Consider the following 22113-nt stretch of genomic DNA (forward strand, 5'->3'; position numbering starts at 1 on the left):
GAAAACAGGGGCAATTTATGGGCTGATCTGGGGAATAATAAAAATTAATTAGAGTTTTTAAGGCATATTTTCCGAAAAAAATCGCTTTAGCTACGGTTTAAGTTCCCTTAAGCTCGCTTTTGCTTTAATAAGCACCAACTTAAGCTCAAAAGGCATCCTCTTGTGTGAATCAGTTAGTCAACCGGCCACCTCTTGATCTTGGCACTACTAATGATTTTCCGAGAGATGGTGCGGATGGGCGATCGCTAACCGCAGCCATTGATAGGAAACTAGATTTAAAATCAGTCCGATGATCAATAAAATTGCCATGAGAGCGATTTGATACCAGGCGATCGGTCTGACCAGAAGATCGGCGATCAGATGGGCTAAATTCAAGATAGAATAGAGAATTGTCAGCCAGAAATGGGTTTTTCTCAAGGAACGACTTTCACTAAAATTGACCCCGATAATCGCTAACATTGGCAGCAAAAAAAAGAGTAACATTCCCCAGAAAATTGGCTCAAGATTGCTGGTTTGATGACTCTCGACGATCGATTGACCATGGAAAAGCGGCATTAACCCCAGTTGGGTGTGAAATAGGGTTCCCAAGAGGAATGTTGTCCAGAGAGCGGCAATTTTTTCGGGATATTTCGCTGTTTTCACGGTAATTATCCTCTTAATCGGTTAATATAAAAGCTCGCGCTAGGTGAGAAAGTCTTCTTAAATTTTTCCTAATCACTACATTCCAGAAAAAGTTGCTGTATTTAAAAAGTCAATTTAAGTCTGAATGGCATCACTATCTGATCGATTAGATGCTAAACTCCCCAGATATTATTTTGCTGTTGAAGGTTGTCAGAAACGACGATCAGAACTACTACAAAAATGACGTTGATTTAGTGCGAATTTTAGCCTAGCCTGAAATCGAGGGTCTTGAAAAGAGGGCGAACGAGGGGACTCGAACCCCCGAGTGGTGGAACCACAATCCACTGCCTTAACCACTTGGCTACGCTCGCCGTACACCTTTTCAAGTATAGCACAAGACGAATGGTTGACAAGGGGTTTTTTATCCTAATTCGGGCTATGGTTAGGGTAAGTGAGTGATGATTTGAGAGCTTATGAAATTGGCGCGGTTAGGGGGAATGGTGTTAGGAGTGGTTTTAGGGGGAATTGCGGGGATATTGCTGACAACTAATCCCAATCGTCAAGATTACGAACAATACGCCTCCCAGAGGTTAACTAGCTATCTTAAGGATAATGTCTGCGCTCGGGCGCAAGCTTCCATCGAGGTACAGTCTCTCTTGCGGGGTTACTGTAAAATGTTGGTGGATACGGGTCATCCTTTCTTACAAGAAGCGATCGCCACTAACACATCTAGAAAGAATTTTCTCGTTTTCAGCGTTTATCAAACGGAATTATCGTTCCCTCCCCCTTTACCTAGTTATCACTTCAGCACCGTCGGTTTTTTGAACAAATTATACATCTACGAAGCTTTAGAACTGTAGTCAGACAATTAGAATTTTGGTACTGATTGTATTGTAGTGGTGATAGCTGAAACTTTTGCTAATTGGGCATTGTAGTCAGATAAAGTACCAAACAGCCCCAAGGTGATTCTCAATTTTTCACCCTAACCCAAAAAGTCAAACATTTACGGAAAAAAGCAGACTTTGCCATTCCAAAAGTACAGGAATCGGGATACTGAGAGAGCGGGGATTGTCTAGGGGTAGGGAAAGCTCGATCACTTCGGTAACGGGTAGCTGCGCTAAGATATCCTGCATCTTGTATTGACCAACGTTAGCTGCGGGTGATTCTTGGGCAAAAGCATCCTCAGCCGCTAAAATTTGACCTTTAGCAGTGGTTATCGTTAATCTTTCCGGGTGAAGAAACTCAATCCCCTCTGGAAATCCCACCAAGCGCAAACTAATTTCTACCGTTTCCCCATCTTTAACTCGTTTAAATAACACCACCTGCCAAGGACTACCGGTATCATCGCGCAAACTATGACGGGATTGATATAACAGCTGCCCCGGTCCTTCTAGCTGTTGTCGAGTTATAGCTAGTGCGGACAAGGAAAAATCGATTTGAAGGCTAATAAATAGCAAAAAACTGACGAGAACACAAAATAATAATAGAAATCGTTTCATAACTTTATTGACATTAGCTAAAAAATGTGATACAGGCTTCGGCACTTGAGCTAAATTAACATAACTATATCACTATACAGTTAATTATTCAAAAAAAAGCTGCTGTCAAGGGAAGTGGAGCGGCTTTTGTCCGCAAAGACATTGTCTGATTGATTAGATAAATTGATAGTTGCAAGTAACTTCGAGATGGCTAACAAACCCGATGAATTTGCCAGAACAGAAATCAGCGAAAAACAGAAAATAGTTGATTAGGATACAAAGGAATATCCTTGAGTCCAGCTTTCTCAAAACCATGGGTTAGCCACCCGGCCCCACAAAATAGATCTACTGTAGAGATATGGTCAATCAATGACAAGTTTTATATCCTCCGATCAAAGACAGGGACAACCTTTGATCCTAGCCCATCGATCGAAAAACTACTATGGGGTCCACCGGTAGAAACAAGGTGAACGGTTACAGAACTTAACGGCCTATGATTAAAGAGACGAGGAATCAGAACCCGAAATAAATCCTCGCCCCGCCATTGCCTTGATTCTCCCTGATAATTATGGGACTTTTTGCCCGTCACCAAAACCTCCGTCAGTGGTTTAAATCCCAACACTTCGGACGTAGCGCCACCGATAGTCGCTATGCTTTACTGGTCGCCTGTTTAATCGGAATTCTCTCCGCCCTTGCCGCTATTATCCTGAAATTGGGCATCGGTTGGTTAGGTGGTTGGCGGGTGCATCTAGTAGCCAATTCCTCTCCTTTCCTGGTTTTGCCCCTCGGCGGTTTTCTGCTTGGTTACAGCGCCGGTTGGATTGTGGAACACTTCTCCCCCGCAGCCGCCGGGGGTGGTATTCCCCAAGTAAAAGCGGCCCTAGCTAAATATCCTTTGCCCCTGTCTTGGCGCGTCGCCCTAGTAAAAATGATCGGGGCGATCCTGATCCTTGGCGGTGGTTTAACCCTTGGTCGTCGGGCCCCGACGGTACACATCGGAGCAGCCCTAGCGGCCCAATTAAGCGTCTGGCTGCCCACCAGTCCCGATCACCGTCGTCAGATGATCGCAGCCGGGGCAGCCGCCGGGTTAGCGGCCGGTTTTACTACTCCCATCGCCGGAGTCCTCTTTGTGATCGAGGAATTAATGCGCGATGTTTCCAGTATGACCCTAGAAACGGCGATCGTGGCTTCCTTTACCGGGGCCGTGGTTTCGATGATGCTGCAGAATACCCCCTCGATCATCACTGAATATGCCAATATTAGCTTCTCTGCCCAAGAAATACCCATTTATTGCCTTTTAGGGGCTTTAGCTGGCTTATTGGGGGCTTTATTCAATCAAGGCATCCTTTTTTGTAGCCAGATGCAGCGGCGTTGGCGGTTATCTTTAGCTTGGCGCATCGGTCTGGTCAGTGGCTTATCGGGAACGGTAGTGGCTTTTTTACCCGACTTTTTCCGAGATAATACGGGTTTACGCGAATTTTTGCTGGCAGGGGAATTAAGTTGGCAGAATACCGCCCTCGCTTTTGTGGTCTATTTTTTCCTGACGATGATCTCCTACAGTTCCGGCGCTCCTGGAGGACTCCTCGCCCCCGCTTTGGTGTTGGGATCCTGTTTGGGGTTTCTGGTGGGGGGAATCGAGACGAAAATTATGGGTTTCGGCAGCGAACCTAGTTATGCTTTAGCGGGTATGGGGGCTTTTTTTACGGGAGTAGTCAGGGTTCCAGTAACGGCGATCGTGATTGTCTTTGAACTGCATCACAATTTTAATGTTGTGCTGCCCCTGATGTTGACCTGTGCCGTTTCTTATATCACTGCCGAAAGCATTCTACCCGGTTCTCTCTATCAGCATTTACTTTCCGCTAGTGGTATTATTCTCAACGAGGAAACCCCTGCTAATGATGTGCTGGCCCATCTGTCGGCTATAGATGTGATGCAATCGCAGGTGGAAATTCTGCCGGCAGATTTACCCCTAGGGGAAGTGGTGAAAATTATGTCCCGTTCCCATCATCGCGGTTTTCCCGTGGTGGAACAGGGGCGACTATTGGGGATTTTTACCCAAAGTGATCTGGATAAATGGCGATCAAAAAACAGTCAAACCGTCCTGCGGGAGATCATGACTCCCAATCCGATTACTGTGGCTCCTCAGGCAGCTTTAAGCGATGTTTTATTTCTGTTAAATCGCTATCAGCTTTCCCGTTTACCCGTTACCGATGGTCAAAAATTGGTGGGGATCATCACCCGCACCGATATTATCCGGGTGGAAGCTGATCAATTGGGGGGGGTTTGTCAACTGCCCCAACCCAGTACCCCTTCCTATGTGGTTTATCAAACTCGTTCTCCGGCTGTGGGAATAGGCCGGATTTTGTTACCTATTGCCAATCCCGACACCGCTACCGCTTTGTTTAAAATTGCTGCTGCGATCGCCCGTGAACGCAATTATGAGATAGATTGTCTCTATGTGATTACTGTGCCTCGTCTTAGTTCTCCGGCGGAAGTCCGGGTGGATACGCGGGAAGGACGCAAATTACTTCATCGTTTGGAAAGATTAGCGCGACAGCAGAATATCTCTGTTCATACACAAATTTCGGTGGCTCAGGATATCGCCGACGGGATTTTAGCCACGATTCGCGAACGACACAGCAATTTATTAATTATGGGTTGGACGGGGGAAAAATCGACTACTGGGGCGATTTTTGGGTTTTTAGTCGATACTTTGATCGCCCAAGCTCCCTGTGAAACCATCTTGGTAAAATTAGGGACAAAGGATTGTTTTCCCAACGATCCTAATCGGGAAAGGATTTGGCTGATTCCCACCGCCGGCGGTCCCAATGCCCAACGCGCCTTAGGATTATTGCCTAGTTTGCTGTCTTTGTCCGAGTCTTCGGATTATCCCAAACTTTGGTTATGTAAAATCTATTCTCCGACGGAGTTACTGCCAGATCTGTCTATTTTGGAAGTTTTACAAGCATCTTTACAGAAAGCGATCGCACAGCCGATTGTGCCTTTACCGATTCGTTCGGCCTCTCCGGCCGAGGCGGTAATTAATCTGGTAGAATCGGAGGATTGTTCTTTGGTGCTTTTGGGTGCATCTAGGGAAAGTTTGCTCAATCAGTTCTTAAATGGCAATATCCCCTCGACGATTGCCCGTGCCGTTAACTGCACTGTCATTCTCGTGCGAGGGGAATTATCGGAGTAGGTTATTAGCTAGGCGGAAGCTAAACTTAAACCGAAGGGTACGGTATTGTCAATTTTGGCCCCTTGACTTTCCTCTAGGGAATGGGGATAAAATACTTCCCTGTCCAGTTGACCATCGGAGTCATCGTCATCCCCATCGCTGATATAAAGGCGTTCACAGGGGATATTATCGGAAAGGATGGCACTGGCCATCATCCCCGTATGAATCTCTAAGAAAGCATCCGCTAGGGTCTCAAATACTAAACGCTGCCCGGGGAAAACCACCCTTTCAAAATACCAGTTAGCAATATTGGTGATGCGAACAATTTGAATATGATTGGTCGCATTGACATAGCAACAAAGAATACTATTTTTCTTGCCGTTGGGGAGGGGATCGAGAATCTGTGCCATAGCAATTGGGGTGATCTTAAAGTGGGTTTGTCATCGCTCCTTCACCGTAACATCCTTTGATCCCCGATAGCTGTAAAGATGATTACATTACTCGGATAAAAATCTACCGATAGCTTTTTCTGGTGATAGAAAGCGGTTTTTATTAAAAAATAATTAAATTTAACTAATGCCTAGTTTTGGCTATTTGTCAAGGGGGAAACTACGCTTTTTTGCTGTTTTTCTTGATTTTTTGCCCAGCTATTTAGGGTCAATCCTAATTTTCAGGGAAAAAGTACCTGAATTTTCCCGCTGCTCACTCCCAGATCTGGTATTTTTTGATTGACAAAAAGTCTAAAATTCTTACCCAACAAGGTTTTTAGATTTATTCAGCCAGCCCTAAGTATGCGCTCTCTGATTCTATCTTTTTCGGTAACAATATCAACAACATTGTCAAGTTTACTACTGTTTAGCGGACTAAGCTGTACTGCATTTAAACTGCGTATTGAGAATTTTAGTACAAATGCTCGAACTGCCTCTCCCTGCTCCCTGCTCATAGACAGTCTTAACGAGTAATTTAGATATAGCGTTTCTCGCATCTGTGCGGCACAGTTAAACCTTTGCTGATTAAGCTGTTCAGGATCGAGAATGTACCTCGTGTGAATCAGAAATGCTATAGTCAACAGCTTACCACCTAAACTCGGTAGCTGGAAAAAGGTTAATTGTCTCAGTTGCTGATTTTAGCCTCTAGATTAATCATCGAGAATTGAGCAAGCGATCGCATTTATGATCTGATTTTAATTTATTGAGGGTCAGTAAGAATAGCGATAATTGACATTTCTTAAGACCTTATCTCCGACCACTGATAATTAATATTAAGATAAAAAAAACTTTCTAAAATCTGCTTAGATAAAGATAAATATTGACATTTGCTGTTAAATTAGTCAGCTTATCGCGCCAAATTTGCTAACCATGCCTTCCAGCAATCAAACCCCAGAAAACCAATCCCGTGAACTGATTGACGAACAATTGCGTCAAGCGGGATGGTCTATCCAAGATAAAAAAGACATCCACTTCAATGCTAGTTTAGGGGTGGCTATCAGGGAATATCCAACCGATAGCGGATTCGCTGATTATGTCCTGTTTGTGGATAGAGAACCCGTCGGTATTATTGAGGCCAAACGAGAGGAAAAAGGCTTGTACTTAACGGTGGCGGAGGAACAATCCAACAAATACGCTAATAGTAAGCTGAAATATATCAATAACCAGCCCCTTAACTTTATTTACGAAAGCACAGGCAAGCTGACGCGCTTTACCAATCGCCGCGACCCGAAACCTCGTTCCCGTCTTGTTTTTTCCTTTCACCAACCCGAAACCCTGCAAGAATGGCGAGATAAACCCAAAAGCTTGCGGGATAAACTGCAAGATATCCCCCCCCTTGACCCGAATGGACTAAGAGAATGTCAAATTAAAGCTATTACCAACTTAGAAGCCTCCTTTAAGCGAAATTTTCCCCGGGCCTTGCTGCAGATGGCCACGGGAAGCGGCAAAACCTTCACCGCTATTACCGCTATTTATCGCCTCCTAAAGTTTGCCGATGCCAAACGGGTGTTATTTCTAGTCGATACCAAAAACTTAGGAGAACAAGCTGAAGGGGAGTTTATGAATTTTGTTCCCAATGATGATAACCGCAAATTCACCGAACTTTACAACGTTCAGCGATTATCCTCCAGTTATCTGGCCAAAGATGCTCAGGTCTGCATCTCAACCATTCAAAGACTGTATTCTATCCTTAAAGGCGAAAGTCTTGATGAGGCTGCCGAACAAACCAACCCGAATGAATTAGTACAAGGGAAACAACCGGTCCCCGTGGTCTATAATCCGAAAGTTCCTCTTGAATTCTTCGATTTTATCGTCATCGATGAGTGTCATCGCTCGATTTACAACGTTTGGCAACAGGTTTTATTATATTTCGACGCTTTTCTGATTGGTTTAACCGCCACTCCCGACGTGCGGACATTTGCCTTTTTCCATGAAAATAGACCTCTTGGATAAATCCGAAAACAAACGATAGAAACAATAATGGGAGGGACTTTCAGTTAATTATTTATTAGTAGTTGATAATCTTCAAAAATGTTGCTGTACAAGGATCGACTTAAGACTTTTGCAAGAGGTCTAATTATCAGGGTTTTGCCAGTGGTATTTTAGTCCCCCAGACGGGAATCGCCCTGCCTAACCGTGCTAGTGGTTTTAGCCTCGAATTCGGTCATCCTAACCCCATTACCCCCGCTAAACGCCCTTTTCATCTGATTATCCCCAGTTTTCTCCGTTGGGATGATGGCACTTTTGGCCCCATGGGAGTGATGGGCGCGCCGATGCAACCCCAAAGCCCCCGACAAATGGCGGTAAACATGGTTGACCATCATTTCAATCCTCAAACCGCCCTTGATGCCCCTAGATGGCGATTTTTACGGGGAAACAGCGTACTTTTAGAAAGGGGTGCAGCCCCCGAATTACTGCCCGGATTAACCCCCAGAGTCCATCAGGTGGCGATCGCAGATTCCTCCCATTTTGGCAAGGGTCAAATTATCCGGCAAATTGCGAACCTCTGTCCGATGGGTTAGCTTTAGGATACTAAACTAAAAAAAAGCTCGTGTTAAACACGAGCTAAATTAACTAACTTCAAAGACTAATTAGCCACCGACCTTAACTACTGGTTTAAAACTGGGGACAACCAGTTCACTATCCTGTTTAGTCAGCTTATTGTATAAGCGTTCCGTATTGGGGAAATTAGCGGCCGGTAGAGTCGGGAAACGACGATAGGGAACCGTATCTTCACCAAATAATTGTAGGTATTCCATGCTATTAACCATGGCACCGATAAAGGCTTTTAATCCTTGAGTTGCCAGAATTTGGTTATATTTCTGGATTTCTTTTTGATTCAAGGGAGCGCGACCTAAGAAGTGCTTGGTTCCCAATTCAATTACTTTCGTATTCGGATAGGGAGCATAGAATTCTTTCAGGTAAAGATCCGAACCACCTAAACCCTCAATAAACTCTTTCACCGTGATCTCAGCATTGCTTAATTTACTCTCTAAAGCAGTAAATTCGGCATTGATGATATAGGGTTCGAGATCCCGTTCAAAAATCTGACGATAGGCAGCGCGAACAGTATTTTGTACGGCAACTTTATCGAGATTAGTTAACAGTTTAAAGATCTTAGTTTGTTCCCGTTGAACCGTGACACCTTGACCGACACGAGATTGAATATCGGGTTCAGTGCGAATCGAGACCGAAGGTGTACCCAATTCAATAAAGCGCGGGGTTTCCTCTTTATCAACTCTTTGGCCGATATCTTCGCGGAGATTACCCAAACGCACCATCCGTAACTGCATCCCTTGGGGAGTTAGATAGCGCTCGTAGGGAACCGTATCTTCGCCAAAAGCTTCCGTATATTCAGGACTATCGATCAGAGCATCGATTAAAGCATAGAAGCCTTTTTTCGAGCAGATATCGAAGTATTGATTCATTTCCTGACGACCGTAGGTGGGACGACCGAGCAGACGACGGTGAATATATTCGATCGCTTTCACCACATAGAGAGGAGTCCAGTAGATTTTCCGGAAAGCCTCGGATTTAGCTAGGGTTTTGATAAACTCGCGCAGAGTAATATCGCCATTTTCTAGCTTAATCTCGGCCACGGATAAACGCTGACCTTCGTAGGGCATTCGACCGAAAACCTGACGATAAGCCGCTAAAATCACTCTTTGGGTGGAACTTTCACCAAATTTAACGCTCACCCCATTGCTAGAACCGGGTAACTCGTTATTGAGACGAAAAACTTTCGGTCCCAAAGTACCCGGGAATTCACCTCGGGCGCTGGGGTTACTATTTTGGTTATTAGTAGCAGGTCCGCGGTGGATGAGGATACGTTTGCTATCTTTACCGAAGGGAGCGGGACTAGAACTAGGTTCGCGGGTTTCTTTCGGGAAAATTGCCCCAAATTGGATTTCTAAGGGGTCATTTCCGGAACCGTAAACGTGCTGATCTGGTAAGGGGCGATCGTATTTAGCAAAGGTGGTGATAAATTGGGGAACTTTGCGGAAAGGTGCGCTGTAGTTAAACAGGTCGATCTGCATCCCCCAGTTGCGACATTCCTGCGCTTCTGCACCCAAACCCCGGAGATAGGGAACGGTTTCTTCGCCGAAATAGTCGGAATACTCTTGAGAATCGACTAAAGCATCGATTAACGCCGCTAAACCGCCGCTAGAGACGATCGAGAAGTATTTCTGTACTTCTTCCCGGGAGGAAGGACCGCGACCGAGGAAATGACGGAAAGCCAATTCTAGGGCGCGACTATTGATAAAAGGTTCAAAGAACTGTTTGCGGTAGAGAGGCGATTTACCGAGACGACGGACAAATTCTTTCATCGAGATGTCGCCGTTTTTCACCTTCGATTCTAGGTCAGAAATGGACTGACTATAGGCGCGGGTGATGTCCCGTTCAAAAATTTGTCTGTAGGCGGCCTTGATAATCGAAGATTTTTCCGACTCCGATAAACCGGTTTTCATGACAAACTTTTGCCGTTTTTCGGCGCCATTGTAGTAGCTTTGGGGAAGACTTAAACCCTGTTGGTCACTACTGGGACGCTGACGCAGTTTATTAGCGGGGGTGGGGGCTTTTAATTCCCCTAGTAGGATATTGAAATAGTCACTGATTAAAGTGGCCGCATCCTTGTCTCTTTGGAAATACTCGATCGAAGCGGCCCGCATTTCCTGTAGGGCCACGATGGTGGCATCAATGGAACAGGCATTTTCGAGAACTTCCCTTAAACCGCGGGTATTAACGATCAGGATACTGGTATCACCAGCCACGATCGCGTATGTAATATAACGCAGGAACCAGGATAAATCCCGCAGGGACTTCTGCATATTGCTCGGACCGTAACGAGAGACGTTAATCGGTCGGAATCCGGGGGGAATTGGGCCGCTAGAGGCGAAAATCCCCTTTAAGCCACCGAGGAAGCCACCACCGCCACCAGAGCCGCTTTCCGCGTAGGTAACGGTTCCTAATTTCATCCCTTCCTGGACGTTGATCACTTTACCCGCACCCACCAGGGCCAATTCTTCCACGGGGGGTTTTTCTAGGTAGGCCATGGGTGAACCACCGGTAAAAATCCGGTTAGCTGCCCGTGAGACGATCAGATCGGAGTTCCGGGTGAGCGTTTGGGCAATATCTAAGCGCTTGCTCCCCGATTGGAAGTAGGCGATCAGTTCATTGAGTTCGGGTTTATCGAGAAAGCGGTCTTGTTGTTCTGCTTGGGTAATGGCAGATACTGGGACGGTTTGATAGAGTTGGGGACGCGCTAAGGAGCTGCCACCGCTTGCCTTAAGACTCATTGGATTTTAACTATCTCCCTTGACGATGTGCTGAGTTCTCCAATCGTGGAGGCGATCGGTCTTAAAACCAGATGTTTAAAAATTTAATCAGCATCTAGATTAAAACTTTTTGCGCTTCCTGAGATAGTTTATTAAGAATTATATAGATTTTTTTCGCTAAAGTTGCCGATTGGTCTATTCTGACACCCCACCTGTATGGGAGGCTAACCAGTCTAAATAGGTCTGAGAACCCGCAACAAGAGGTAAAGCGATGATTTCCGGGACGGCATAGCTATGCAGTTCCTGTATCTTCGCCGATAACTGCTCAAACTGCTTTAAATCGGTTTTGATCGCTAATTGCCATTCGCGCTCGTTTTCAATCTGTCCCTGCCAACGATAAATGGAACGAATCGGGTAAATACTCACACAAGCGGCCAGGCGATCATTAAGTAAGGCGATCGCCAGGTGTTCCGCTTCCGTTTCGCTGGCCGTTGTCACCAGCACCACTCCAAAACCGGTTAATTTTTCAGTCATAAGTAGTCGTGCAAAATAAATTTCCTAGTGAAGATAGGGAAAAGGCAACAGGCAACAGGCAATAGGAGGAATAGATAATCAGTCTTTAATAACTGGATTTAGTATGATAACCGATAACCGATAACTGATCACTGATAACTGAATTTAGGTGATCACTTTTTCTAAAGCGGCCAGATCGGGAATACAGAGAGATTCCTGCTGTCGTTGAATCAGGCCTTTTTTCTCCAATTTGGTCAAGGATCGGGTCACGGTTTCCCGGGCCAGGCCACTAATACTACTCAATTCCCGGTGAGGTAAATTAGGAATTATCGCACCCTGGCCGCTTTTTTCTCCTTGACCTTCGGCTAAAAAGAGTAAAGTATCGGCGACTCTGGAGAGACTATCGGCCTCGCGCAAACGTAAACGCCGGTTAAGCTGACGCAAACGCTTGGCCATTAACTGAGAAAGACGAATTCCCGCTAAAGGCTCCGATTTGAGCAGATTAACAAAATCTTGGGCGGGAATACTGCTAATTGTGGCCGTGGTTAAGGTGATAGCATCAGTGGAGCGGGGAGATTCTTCTAAAGCGGCCATTTCTCCGACTATTTCCCCTTTACCGATGATATTTAAGGTGACTTCTTTGCCATCCATATTGTAAGTACGAATTTTCACCCAACCATCCAGAATAAAGTAAACCGAACCACCCCAATCATTTTCTAATAGAATTGCCCGATTAGCGGGATGAGTCCGGGTGACAACATGAGAAGTAACTCGATCGAGGGTTTCAGGCGATAAACCGACCAGTAAACTGGCTGTATCCAATAATTTTTGAATTTCTGCTGATTTTTCCGCGGGATAGCGTTTTTCTTCCATGGTTTAATATTTAAATTTTGTTCGTTTTAAGTAGGTGATTCTACAATAGACAGTTGTGGGTATTTTTATTTATCTAGTGACCGATAAACAGGATTTTTCCTCCCTACTGACCGAGATCGATCTGATTCTTGCCAAGGTAATTTCATCTCTAGTTAACCCGCAAGAAGTTACTTGCGAGACAATTATTGCCACTCGTCAACATTTAGAATCGGCCAAAGCACTTCTTTCTCCCGTATTATTCCCCAATCAAACCCCAGAAGTTGCCCGTTGGTCCCTGGGAATGGAGGTACAACCACCAGGGGTGAAAATCGTTTTTTTTCGGGAAAGCCAAGGACTGATCGATTTTTATCCTCTTTCTTGGAGTCTGGCAACGGGAACAAGTGATCTCTTACCCTGCTCTCAGTTGGAAGAATATCTAATTAACTGGCTATCTAATCGGGATTTTAGCACCGATTCTTGGCTCTGGGAAGCCTTAGAGCGATTAGAAGCTATCATTATTACCGATGACGGGGAAACCCCCACGGATGACCTAAAAAAAGCCCTTCTCAGAGCGCAACTAATACCCTCCGATCGCCTCTCTAGTCTGGAAACAGCGATCGCTACTGCCCTAGCCTATATTCCCACTAGCGACCAACCTCAACCCCAAACCCTACTTGTTATCGAAGGTAAACGAGAGACTACCACTTTAGCGCTGCTGGAAGTCCCACCGCAAACTTGCTCTTTATCCCGTCAAGCGATCGCTCTGAGCCATTTTAACTACGGGGAAAACACCTATGAACAGGCCATACTCTCTCAGTTAATTTATCCTCTCTGGCGTTCTTTTTTGCCGCTTTCTCCCTCCGATCTCACCGATACTAATCCCTTAAAAAAATCTTTACTGGCAGCCGCTAGATTAACCAAATTAATCCTGCAAGAAGAAAGCGAATTTACCTCCTCTCTAGCCGGTCATACTTGGACGGTCAGTCGTAGGGATTTAAATAAGAAGGTGATTGCACCATATCTAGATAATTTAAGACAAAAAGTTAATGATTTGTTAGAAAAACAGCAAAAAAGTCTTAAAGATATCGATCGAATAATTTTTAGCGGTAATTTTTTCTTGACTATTTGGCCCTATTTCTTAACAGAAATTCAGCAAGAATTTGCTGGATGCAATCTAGAAGCCCCCAACCAAGAGACCTTCTCACCAGCAATCATGGGTTTGGGTCGTCTCTGTTTATTTTCCGCTCTCAGAGGTCAGAAGGTCAATAATGCTTAAAAAATCGCATCGCCGCAACAATTTACGGGGATATTTTTTTATCTTTTAGAAAACATGGGAATATCTTTTTTATCACTAAAATAAACTGTCTCTATCCAAATTCGCTCGCTTCTTCAATATTAATAATCCCTTCCTCTAAAGTTTTACTATGAGTCATACATCCGGGTAAATCGGGAATTAGTTTTTCCTAGACAAAAATGGTAGTAAATTAGTAGGTCGGGTTGAGGCTACGAAACCCGACAACCCGACAGAAACCCTCTTAATCCTTTTTTTGCTGAATAAAATGCACAACTGGACTAATTTTTGATTATAACGATTAAATAGGCTTGACTAGATCGCCAACTTGAGGATTTTCAAACGGTAGTCTTTCTCCTAATTTATCAATCATTGATTTTAACTCTCTTTCTCTTTTTGATTGTAACTCTTTCTTGGCTAAGTATTCAATTCCAGAAGGAGTCAAGGGAGGGATATAAGATAATTCAGACAATTCTCTAGGTTTATGCAAATATTCTACGATCAAATAAGAAAGTTTATTTAAATCTATGTCTGGCTTTTTGTCTGATTCTATAATAGATATTTTATCTTGAACAAAAATAATTCTTCCCGTACCTCTTACTAATTCGAGAAACCCTAAAGATTCGCCAGTATGCGGATCTAATATTTCTTCGTCATCGATACGATAAACCATCATTCTTTGACCTTCTCGAATTCCGTTCTGTTCACCTCTATTCATTACTAATTTATAGTCGTCAATAACCTTAACGACAGTGGCAGGAAAAGTTCCTTTGGGGGATAAAAGGGGAGTTTCTGTGACGTTTTCCATAATGATTTATCTTTGGTATAAATCTGGTTAATATTAAATATTATCGCTCTTAGGGCGCAATAGCTATAATTTAAACTTATATTTGTCAAGATTTAATGATAAGGTCGGTCAATTGCCTTGATCATTAATAGTACGAATGTAGTGGCTATGTGTTGTAACTGTAAAAAATGGGTTAAGTGTGATAATTTCTTATAAATTCAAAAAATTGCTATGATAAAATGCTAGAATAAAGGGGTAGGCATAACTTAAACGAGGGTGTTATGGTAAAAAAATACTATCGTGACATTTCTTCCCAAAATTACTCTATTCCTAGACGGTACTTTATGGATGGTCTGGTCTCTGTTCTAGATATAGGGGGGACTTATCGTGCCAATCTAGATTATCGTTGTCGTGTTCGTGTGGGCAAAAAAGTACATTTGAACCCAGACGCTGCCGCAATTCAGTCTGATTGGATGAAGACAGGATTAGATATTTACAATGCCATTTGTGAATATGGGGGAAAGTTGTCTTAAAATGTCCGACGAAAGTAAAAAGTCAGAAGACCAGGATAATAGTGAGCTAGTTGAAAGACCTTTAGAGTCCATAGATGAAATATTAGAAGATGAGACTATTGATCAGTCAACTAAAATCTCGATTCTCCTGAGACGAATAAACAAAAGCATAACCTTCTCTGGCCCGATTCCTCATCCAACAATTCTAAAAGGATATGAAGAAGTTTTGCCTGGTAATGCTGATCGGATTTTGTCTATGACGGAGAAAGAAGGTGAACATCGAAGAAAGATAGAAACAGAACTGGTAAAAAACGATAATATCCGCTCTTATCTTGGACAAATTGCCGGTTTTACGATTGCGATAGTTGGTTTAGGTGGCTCTATTTATCTGGGGATTAATGATAAAGTTTGGGCATCTGGAATTATGAGTGCGGGTACTTTAACAGGTTTGGTGACGGTTTTTGTTACAGGGGATAAAGAGAGAAGAATTCAGTCCCAACAAGATGATCAAGACAAGTGATTCAAATACTGTAAGTTTTTCCTAGACAAAAATGGTAGAGAAGCGATATTTTGCCTCTCTACCTTGATGTATTTTACTAGATCAATTACTCGATTCCTTCGATGCGGTCCTCCACTTCTTGATAAAGTTCCTGTAAGCGGTCTAAATTCTCTTGAGAAGTTTCCCAGTAACCGCGACCATTAACTTCTAGCAGGGTTCCCACCATCTTGCGGAAAGAATTAGGATTGAGATTCATCAGACGCTGACACATTTCCTCATCTTGAATAAAAGTGGTGTTCACATCTTCATAAACCCAATTATCCACCGCATCAGCAGTTGCCGACCATCCCATGGTATTAACCAAACGCTTCGATAATTCTCGGACTCCTTCGTAACCGTGACTTAACATTCCCTCGTACCATTTGGGATTGAGTAACTTGGTGCGGGTATCCAAGCGCACGGTTTCCGATAAAGTACGCACCTGAGCGTTAGCGGTAGTAGTATCAGCAATATAGGCCGCCGGTTTTTTGCCATCATCGCGTAAACTAGCGACAACTTTCGTCGGATCCGAGTCGAAATAGTGGGAAACATCAGTCAAACTAATCTCGCTAGAATCCAAGTTTTGGAAAGTTGCCTCGGCAGTTTTTAAAGATGCTTCAAACAACTGACGATTATCGGCCATCATCCCAGGGTTATCGGAGTCGAAAGCAAAACCCTTGCGGTTGAGATACATATTCTGTAACTCTTTTTCATCTTCCCAACTGCTGTTTTCCACCGCGAGATTGATGTTAGAAGAATAGGAACCGGAAGCATTAGAAAAGATGCGGGTGGCTGCCTGTCGAACCGTTAAACCCATTTCTTTTGCTTGTGACCTAGCGTGTTTGCGGACATAATTCATCTCCATCGGTTCATTTGCTTCCGCGGCCATTTTTACACCTTGGTCAAGCAAGTTCATCTGATTGATAAATAAATCCCGGAATACACCAGAACAGTTGACCACCACATCAATGCGCGGTCTTCCTAACTCCTCTAGGGGAATCAATTCCAATTTATTCACCCGTCCCAAAGCATCGGGAACAGGACGAACCCCCACCATCCAGAGAATTTGTGCCAGGGATTCCCCATAGGTTTTAATATTATCAGTTCCCCAGAGAACACAAGCGATGGTTTCAGGATATTTACCGCCATTATCCAGTTTTTGCCGTTCTAACAGACGATCCACCACGATTTTAGCCGATTTTACCGCCGCTAGGGTCGGGATAGACTGGGGGTCTAAAGCGTGGATATTTTTACCCGTCGGTAAAACTCCGGGGTTACGGATGGGGTCGCCACCAGGACCGGGAAGAACGTATTCCCCTTCCAATGCTTTTAATAGGGCCCCCAATTCATTATCAGCACAGACCTGTTCTAAACAGAATTCTAAGTATTCAAACAGGGGTTTTAACGCCACCGGATCAACTTGTGGATAACCCATCGACTGTAAAGTTTCCAGCCAAGGCGATTTCTTGCCTATATTCAAGAAATTCAGCTTAGAAAGCATTGATACCCGACCTGACCCGTCGGTTTGAGACTCGACTAAAGCGGAGACGGCAGCGCGAGTCGCGAGGGTGATGTTTTGCAGTAATTCCACATCCTCTAACACACCTCGATCGCTATTGCGATAAACTTCCTCTAGATCCCGGCCGATGCTGTTAGCAATAATCCGGGGTAAGGAAAGTAAATCGTCCTCTTCCCGGTCTAAACTGGCAATATTGACCAAAGTTGCCACCGCTTCAAGCGCCGAGGGGGGTTTCCCAATAACATGAAGTCCGCAGGGAAGTAAGCGCGATTCAATTTCCATCAGTTTACGATAGACCGAACCGACGATATTATCCCGTTCCTCTTGACTGAGATGGGCAGTATCACCATCAGGTAAACTTATATCTTTGTCGAGATTGACTAATAAACATTTATCAACAATAGTATTGACAATTTGCACCCCACGCCCACTATCCTTCAGGGTTTGGTAGGAACCGATCAACTCGCTTAGTTCTTTTAACCCTTTGTAGAGTCCGGCATTTTCTGCGGGGGGAGTGAGATAGGAAATAGTTTCCGCATAACTACGACGTTTAGCGATCGTCGCTTCGCTCGGATTATTAGCGGCATAATAGTAGAGATTGGGAATCATCCCGATGAGGTTATCGGGGTAGCATTCCCCAGACATTCCCATCTGTTTCCCCGGCATAAATTCTAGGGATCCGTGGGTGCCAAAATGGAGAACCGCATCTGCTTTCCAGACTTGATTGAGATAGGTATAGTAGGCTGCAAAACCGTGGTGAGGACTAGCAGAACGAGAAAATAGCAGACGCATGGGATCCCCTTCATAACCGAAGGTGGGTTGAACCCCGATAAAGACATTACCGAATTCCTTCCCGTAGATTAACAGATTTTGTCCATCACTGTTGAGGTGTCCCGGTGGTGGTCCCCAATTTTCCTCCAAACGGACAGAATAGGGAGTTAAGCGTTCGTATTCAGGTACAGACATCCGATAGGCGATATTTAGCTCCGGACTATGGTATTGTGCGGTGGCATCATGGATCACCGCTTCCATCAGTTCTTTGGGAGATGCAGGTATGTCCTGCAAGTCATAACCGTTATTTTGTAACGCTTTCATCACTTCGTAGATGGAACCGAAAACATCTAAATAGGCTGCGGTTCCCACATTCCCTTTATCGGGGGGGAAACTAAAAACAGTGATGGCGACTTTTTTATTCAGTTTCGGTTTCTTTCTTAGGTTAGCCCATTTTAGCGCCCGTTGAGCGATCGCTTCTACCCGATCCTGTAAGGCGATCGCTTTACCCGTAGCCCCATCCCGGCCTGATAATATAATAGGTTCGATCGCACCGTCTAATTCCGGAATAGCAATCTGTAGCGCCACTTGAATCGGGTGTAACCCCAAATCGCTTTCTTCCCATTCCTGAGTGGTTTGGAAAACTAGCGGTAACGCGCACATATAGGGACGATTGAGACGTTTTAAGGATTCTATCGCTTTCGGGTGATCTTGTCGCGCTGGACCTCCCACCAAAGCAAATCCTGTCAGGGAAATTACCGTGTCAACGATAGCAACCGCTTCCACTCCTTTTAAGCTTTTATCCCAGAAGTATTCTTCTACGGGTTTGGAAAAGTCTAATCCCCCAGCAAAAACGGGAAGGACTCGCGCACCCATAGACTCGAATTCCTGCACGAGAGCGACATAATGAGCGTCATCACCAGTAACGAGGTGAGTTCTCTGTAAAATCAAGCCAACACAGGGAGCCAAGGGGTCTTTTAGGTCATCGGGAATATCACTGCGGTTATTGTACCAAGTGAAGTATTCCTTGACATCCTCGAACATTTTCAGGGATAAAGGATGCCAGATACCCATATCTGGATAAACTACCGGTTCCTTGTAAACTACACTGTCATCCTTATTATCAAAGACGTACTTATCGGCCAACATTAACAGGAAATTCTCTAAATTTTCTGCCGAACCTCCCAGCCAATACTGGAAACTTAACATAAAGTTGCGTGCGTCCTGAGCTTTTTCCATAGGGAGATATTTCAGGACTTGCGGTAAAGTTCGCAATAACTTTAACATCGCATCTTGGAAACCAGCGCCAGAGTTTTCCCTGCGCTTTTTCATAAAATTAGCGATGACACTCTTAGACTGTCCCAATTGTGCCATGGAAAAGCTGCCTAACTTATTTAAGCGCATTACCTGGGGCATGGAGGGAAAGACAATCGCCGCATCTAATTTATCCCGATGGGGACTGACAGCGGCCACAACTTTATCGGCTAAATCCTCGATAAAGATGAGAGAAGCAATGAAAATATTAGCTTTGGCTACATCCTCCTGAAAATTGCGATAATTTTCCCCATCGCGCAGTTCTTCGATTAAATAACCACTAATTTCGATCGCTAGTTTCGGGTTGTTAGCGTTGATTTCCCTGACCGCACTACTCAGCGCACTTTGGTACTGAGGTTCTAGCACGACATAGACCACCTTGACCAGCGATCGACCATTCAACCCGTCGGGAACTATGTGACGAATGGTGGACTTGACGTGAGTGAACATATATGATGGTTCTCCTTATTATTGCTGAGTCTGGTTTTGAGGTATTTTCGTCATCTGATGACGATCGCCCTTTGTTTAAGGTATTTAGATATATGTTTCTGTTTTGTATCAGAAAATGTAACCCAAGTGAGTATTTACTCTGGGTTTTGACACAATTCGATAAATATCTTGCCATATTTTGTAACAGATGGTAAAGAGCTTTCTGAGTAACTGCTCAAGCTTTTCTTTACAATAATTAATATTTAATCTATTGACTTTTAATCACAAAACTGTTATTTATCAGCACCTCAGACGAGATGTCCCTGTTCAAAGATGATCAGGGTGAGGATTCTAGATCATCTCATAGACATCTGCAAGTGCTATAACTCAATCAAGATAAGCTTTTTGTCCTTGTCCTAGACCTCTGGTAAAAATCAAAAATTGTTGTTAGGGTTAGGATTCAGTAGCAGGTAAGCTGTACTGGATTTAAACTGAGTAGGGGAAATTTTAGTACAAATGCTTGGACTGGCAACTCTGGCACTCCAGTGCAGTCTTAAGGAGTAATTTAGATAGTCAACAGCTTAATTATAGTGAGGAAATCAGGCAATAGTTTCAGAAAATTTGGCAAGTTTAGGTTAAAAAATCAACAACAAGGAAGTAAAGTTCTTAAAGTTTCGTTATGGTGGTAGAATTGGTTTATGGCTAAAAAGTTTTTATTTGATTCGATACATCTATGACCGAGTTATTTGCTAGTGCAGCAGGCCGACATTTGCAAGATGCCAAAATTTTGCTGTCTAAAAACCGTTGGGACAATGCCATTTACCTAGCTGGTTATGTGGTAGAATGCGCTTTTAAGTTTTTAGTAGAACAGTATTTTAAAAATGATCAAAAAGCCGCTAAAAAATTCGGACATGATCTCGAGGAATTAGAAGGTAAAGCGAGGGAAAGATTAGGAATTCTCTATCCTATTTTAGAGCAACAGTTACCAGTTTCTCGCATCCAGGGAACTGTTCTAGGGCAAAATCACCCAGAAAGAAGATATTATCAATCTGGATATTGGACTGAAGATCAGGCTAACTCGGCCGTTGAATATGCTGAAGAAATTTATCGAGATATTATTCTCAGATTAGTGCTAAACGGTTATATTTCTAGTAAGGATATTTAAGATTCTGATGATTAGTTTTAGTGAAACTTTTGCTAGGGTAAGGGACTGCTTTCAGGATTCCAGTCTTGGTTCTCTTGTAGCCAAACTAGAATCCGTGATTATTATTCGTGATGTTGAGGGAAAAATTCGCTTATTTCTAGGGTTAACAGGGACAAACAAGATAGAATCAAACGAAGAAAATCATCTATCTACACTCCTGTCTGAAAAACTTGAGGATTACTATGGCCATGATATTTGGTGGCAAAAAGGAGAAGGAGATGCTTATAAAGCCCTGATTGATCTTATCATGAAGGAAAAAGTTAAGGCACCTTGGTTCGATGAATCGCCAAGCTTGAAATGGTATATTCTAGAACGTCATCTGGCTAAACAAGCATGGACAGAGAATAAAATTGGGCAGCAATTGCCTTGGGATTTTGAAAAAGTTGAAAAAGGATATAAACCAGCTATTGTCTCCTTTTTTTCCTTCAAAGGAGGAGTTGGTCGCACCACTACTATTGCCGCTACTGCCTTAACTTTAGCGCGGAATGGTCATCGAGTCGCTATAGTTGATCTTGATTTAGAAGCTCCTGGTCTGGCCACAATTTTTTCTGAGGATTTTGCCGCTAATTCTGGGGTCATGGACTATTTGCTAGAAAAGAAAGTTCAAAAAGACAAATGGAAACTGAGTTTAAAAGATATTAATGACTCAAATTTGTTAGGAGATGAAGGTGAAATCTTAAAATTGCTACCAGCAGGAAATGTGGATCAAGATTATTTAGAAAAATTGGCTCGTTTAGACTTTCAAAATCTTGTCAATGGTCAACTACAAGGCATTTTAAAACAAATGCTAGAAGAAATAGAAAGGTTAAGCAGACCACTGGATTTTATTCTCATGGATGCAAGAGCAGGTTTTCATGATATTGGTGGTTTAGCTATTACTTATTTTTCCCATGCAGTGGTTATTTTTGGTACGGAATCTCGACAAAGTTGGGCAGGATTAACCCAAGTTATCCAACATTTAGCCCTATCTAACCCTGAGGATCCTTTACCATTAATTTTAGTTCATGCTCTCGCTCCATCTTTAGGAACAGTTGGCCGAGAAAGAGAGTTACGAAATTTTCGACAAAGAGCCTATACAATTTTCCAAGAAAACTATTATACTGAATCTGAAGATGTCCCTAACTCTAATGATACTGATGCACCATTTTTCCCGATAGTTGTCCCCTACGATAATAGTCTGCGGGGAGATATTGCCCTCTTTACTCGTGACTCACGGCACGATACTCCAGAAGAAAAAGAGAGATTAGCAAATCTCGTGAAAGTTATGACCGATTCTCCTTATCAAACTATTGCTGAAAAGCTTTGTCAATTATTTGGACGTGATGTGATTATAAACAATCGGTAA

The 22113-nt window shown here is 43.5% G+C and carries 16 protein-coding genes, 1 tRNA gene and 1 pseudogene; 8 read left to right on the top strand and 10 right to left on the bottom strand.

Translation table 11 applies throughout. The features are described 5' to 3' along the window. Positions 1 to 207: 207 nt before the first annotated feature. Together N0824_RS07320 and N0824_RS07325 are read right to left on the bottom strand one after the other, a co-directional pair. Positions 208 to 642, bottom strand: coding sequence for a hypothetical protein (locus tag N0824_RS07320; RefSeq protein WP_108936284.1), 435 nt, complete (start codon positions 640 to 642; stop codon positions 208 to 210). 277 nt (positions 643 to 919) lie between these two features. Further along, positions 920 to 992, bottom strand: a tRNA-His gene (locus N0824_RS07325). Positions 993 to 1094: 102 nt separating this feature from the next. On the opposite strand from N0824_RS07325, the gene N0824_RS07330 reads away from it, so the two are divergent. Next, on the top strand, positions 1095 to 1481 hold the full coding sequence (locus N0824_RS07330; protein WP_108936285.1) for a DUF4359 domain-containing protein: 387 nt from the start codon (positions 1095 to 1097) through the stop codon (positions 1479 to 1481). A 135-nt stretch (positions 1482 to 1616) separates the two neighbouring features. Here the strand turns inward: N0824_RS07330 and N0824_RS07335 are convergent, their stop codons facing one another. Then, complete coding sequence (locus tag N0824_RS07335) at positions 1617 to 2120, bottom strand: DUF3122 domain-containing protein (protein ID WP_108936286.1); 504 nt, start codon at positions 2118 to 2120, stop codon at positions 1617 to 1619. A 547-nt stretch (positions 2121 to 2667) separates the two neighbouring features. On the opposite strand from N0824_RS07335, the gene N0824_RS07340 reads away from it, so the two are divergent. Beyond that, positions 2668 to 5295, top strand: a complete 2628-nt coding sequence (locus tag N0824_RS07340) for a chloride channel protein (protein ID WP_108936287.1) — start codon at positions 2668 to 2670, stop codon at positions 5293 to 5295. Between the two features lie 8 nt (positions 5296 to 5303). Here the strand turns inward: N0824_RS07340 and N0824_RS07345 are convergent, their stop codons facing one another. Then, entirely contained in the window at positions 5304 to 5684 is a 381-nt protein-coding gene (locus N0824_RS07345; RefSeq protein WP_108936288.1) for a DUF1830 domain-containing protein, read from the bottom strand. 948 nt (positions 5685 to 6632) lie between these two features. On the opposite strand from N0824_RS07345, the gene N0824_RS07355 reads away from it, so the two are divergent. Both N0824_RS07355 and N0824_RS07360 read left to right on the top strand, forming a co-directional pair. Next, on the top strand, positions 6633 to 7715 hold the full coding sequence (locus tag N0824_RS07355; RefSeq protein WP_233256377.1) for a DEAD/DEAH box helicase family protein: 1083 nt from the start codon (positions 6633 to 6635) through the stop codon (positions 7713 to 7715). A 173-nt stretch (positions 7716 to 7888) separates the two neighbouring features. Next, positions 7889 to 8284: a gamma-glutamyltransferase gene (locus N0824_RS07360; protein WP_233256381.1), complete on the top strand. Its 396-nt coding sequence runs from the start codon at positions 7889 to 7891 to the stop codon at positions 8282 to 8284. Positions 8285 to 8353: 69 nt separating this feature from the next. On the opposite strand, the gene N0824_RS07365 is transcribed toward N0824_RS07360, so the two are convergent. The 3 genes from N0824_RS07365 to N0824_RS07375 form a co-directional block, all read right to left on the bottom strand. Beyond that, positions 8354 to 11059, bottom strand: a complete 2706-nt coding sequence (locus N0824_RS07365; protein WP_108936290.1) for a phycobilisome rod-core linker polypeptide — start codon at positions 11057 to 11059, stop codon at positions 8354 to 8356. Between the two features lie 174 nt (positions 11060 to 11233). Next, positions 11234 to 11572, bottom strand: a complete 339-nt coding sequence (gene cutA, locus N0824_RS07370; RefSeq protein WP_108936291.1) for a divalent-cation tolerance protein CutA — start codon at positions 11570 to 11572, stop codon at positions 11234 to 11236. 144 nt (positions 11573 to 11716) lie between these two features. Continuing rightward, positions 11717 to 12424: a Crp/Fnr family transcriptional regulator gene (locus N0824_RS07375; RefSeq protein WP_108936292.1), complete on the bottom strand. Its 708-nt coding sequence runs from the start codon at positions 12422 to 12424 to the stop codon at positions 11717 to 11719. 55 nt (positions 12425 to 12479) lie between these two features. Here N0824_RS07375 and N0824_RS07380 point away from each other — a divergent pair, with 55 nt between their 5' ends. Continuing rightward, positions 12480 to 13679 carry a hypothetical protein gene (locus N0824_RS07380; protein ID WP_108936293.1) on the top strand — a complete coding sequence of 400 codons (1200 nt, stop codon included), beginning with the start codon at positions 12480 to 12482 and terminating at the stop codon, positions 13677 to 13679. A 38-nt stretch (positions 13680 to 13717) separates the two neighbouring features. On the opposite strand, the pseudogene N0824_RS21855 reads toward N0824_RS07380, so the two are convergent. Together N0824_RS21855 and N0824_RS07385 are read right to left on the bottom strand one after the other, a co-directional pair. Beyond that, positions 13718 to 13860, bottom strand: a pseudogene (locus tag N0824_RS21855) (type II toxin-antitoxin system HicB family antitoxin); the annotation flags it as partial. A gap of 135 nt (positions 13861 to 13995) precedes the next feature. Beyond that, positions 13996 to 14502, bottom strand: coding sequence for a hypothetical protein (locus N0824_RS07385; RefSeq protein ID WP_108936294.1), 507 nt, complete (start codon positions 14500 to 14502; stop codon positions 13996 to 13998). A 513-nt stretch (positions 14503 to 15015) separates the two neighbouring features. On the opposite strand from N0824_RS07385, the gene N0824_RS07395 reads away from it, so the two are divergent. Further along, a complete protein-coding gene (locus tag N0824_RS07395; RefSeq protein WP_233256378.1) occupies positions 15016 to 15513 on the top strand; it encodes a DUF2335 domain-containing protein in 498 nt (165 codons plus the stop codon). Between the two features lie 85 nt (positions 15514 to 15598). On the opposite strand, the gene N0824_RS07400 is transcribed toward N0824_RS07395, so the two are convergent. Further along, positions 15599 to 19585 carry a magnesium chelatase subunit H gene (locus N0824_RS07400; RefSeq protein WP_108936296.1) on the bottom strand — a complete coding sequence of 1329 codons (3987 nt, stop codon included), beginning with the start codon at positions 19583 to 19585 and terminating at the stop codon, positions 15599 to 15601. Between the two features lie 712 nt (positions 19586 to 20297). On the opposite strand from N0824_RS07400, the gene N0824_RS07405 reads away from it, so the two are divergent. Further along, positions 20298 to 20729, top strand: coding sequence for a HEPN domain-containing protein (locus N0824_RS07405; protein ID WP_108936297.1), 432 nt, complete (start codon positions 20298 to 20300; stop codon positions 20727 to 20729). A gap of 7 nt (positions 20730 to 20736) precedes the next feature. Then, positions 20737 to 22113, top strand: a complete 1377-nt coding sequence (locus tag N0824_RS07410) for a KGGVGR-motif variant AAA ATPase (protein WP_108936298.1) — start codon at positions 20737 to 20739, stop codon at positions 22111 to 22113.

This window comes from Microcystis sp. 0824 (genome assembly GCF_003112475.1).
In the GTDB taxonomy this organism is placed as follows: Bacteria; Cyanobacteriota; Cyanobacteriia; order Cyanobacteriales; family Microcystaceae; genus Microcystis; species Microcystis aeruginosa_C.

Excerpts from the sequence above, each read along its gene's own strand:
- N0824_RS07400 (WP_108936296.1), bottom strand. The coding sequence starts at position 19,585 with ATGTTCACTCACGTCAAGTCCACCATTCGTCACATAGTTCCCGACGGG.
- N0824_RS07355 (WP_233256377.1), top strand. The coding sequence starts at position 6,633 with ATGCCTTCCAGCAATCAAACCCCAGAAAACCAATCCCGTGAACTGATT.
- N0824_RS07365 (WP_108936290.1), bottom strand. The coding sequence starts at position 11,059 with ATGAGTCTTAAGGCAAGCGGTGGCAGCTCCTTAGCGCGTCCCCAACTC.
- N0824_RS07375 (WP_108936292.1), bottom strand. The coding sequence starts at position 12,424 with ATGGAAGAAAAACGCTATCCCGCGGAAAAATCAGCAGAAATTCAAAAA.
- N0824_RS07345 (WP_108936288.1), bottom strand. The coding sequence starts at position 5,684 with ATGGCACAGATTCTCGATCCCCTCCCCAACGGCAAGAAAAATAGTATT.
- cutA (WP_108936291.1), bottom strand. The coding sequence starts at position 11,572 with ATGACTGAAAAATTAACCGGTTTTGGAGTGGTGCTGGTGACAACGGCC.
- N0824_RS07410 (WP_108936298.1), top strand. The coding sequence starts at position 20,737 with ATGATTAGTTTTAGTGAAACTTTTGCTAGGGTAAGGGACTGCTTTCAG.
- N0824_RS07335 (WP_108936286.1), bottom strand. The coding sequence starts at position 2,120 with ATGAAACGATTTCTATTATTATTTTGTGTTCTCGTCAGTTTTTTGCTA.
- N0824_RS07340 (WP_108936287.1), top strand. The coding sequence starts at position 2,668 with ATGGGACTTTTTGCCCGTCACCAAAACCTCCGTCAGTGGTTTAAATCC.
- N0824_RS07330 (WP_108936285.1), top strand. The coding sequence starts at position 1,095 with ATGAAATTGGCGCGGTTAGGGGGAATGGTGTTAGGAGTGGTTTTAGGG.
- N0824_RS07405 (WP_108936297.1), top strand. The coding sequence starts at position 20,298 with ATGACCGAGTTATTTGCTAGTGCAGCAGGCCGACATTTGCAAGATGCC.
- N0824_RS07385 (WP_108936294.1), bottom strand. The coding sequence starts at position 14,502 with ATGGAAAACGTCACAGAAACTCCCCTTTTATCCCCCAAAGGAACTTTT.
- N0824_RS07395 (WP_233256378.1), top strand. The coding sequence starts at position 15,016 with ATGTCCGACGAAAGTAAAAAGTCAGAAGACCAGGATAATAGTGAGCTA.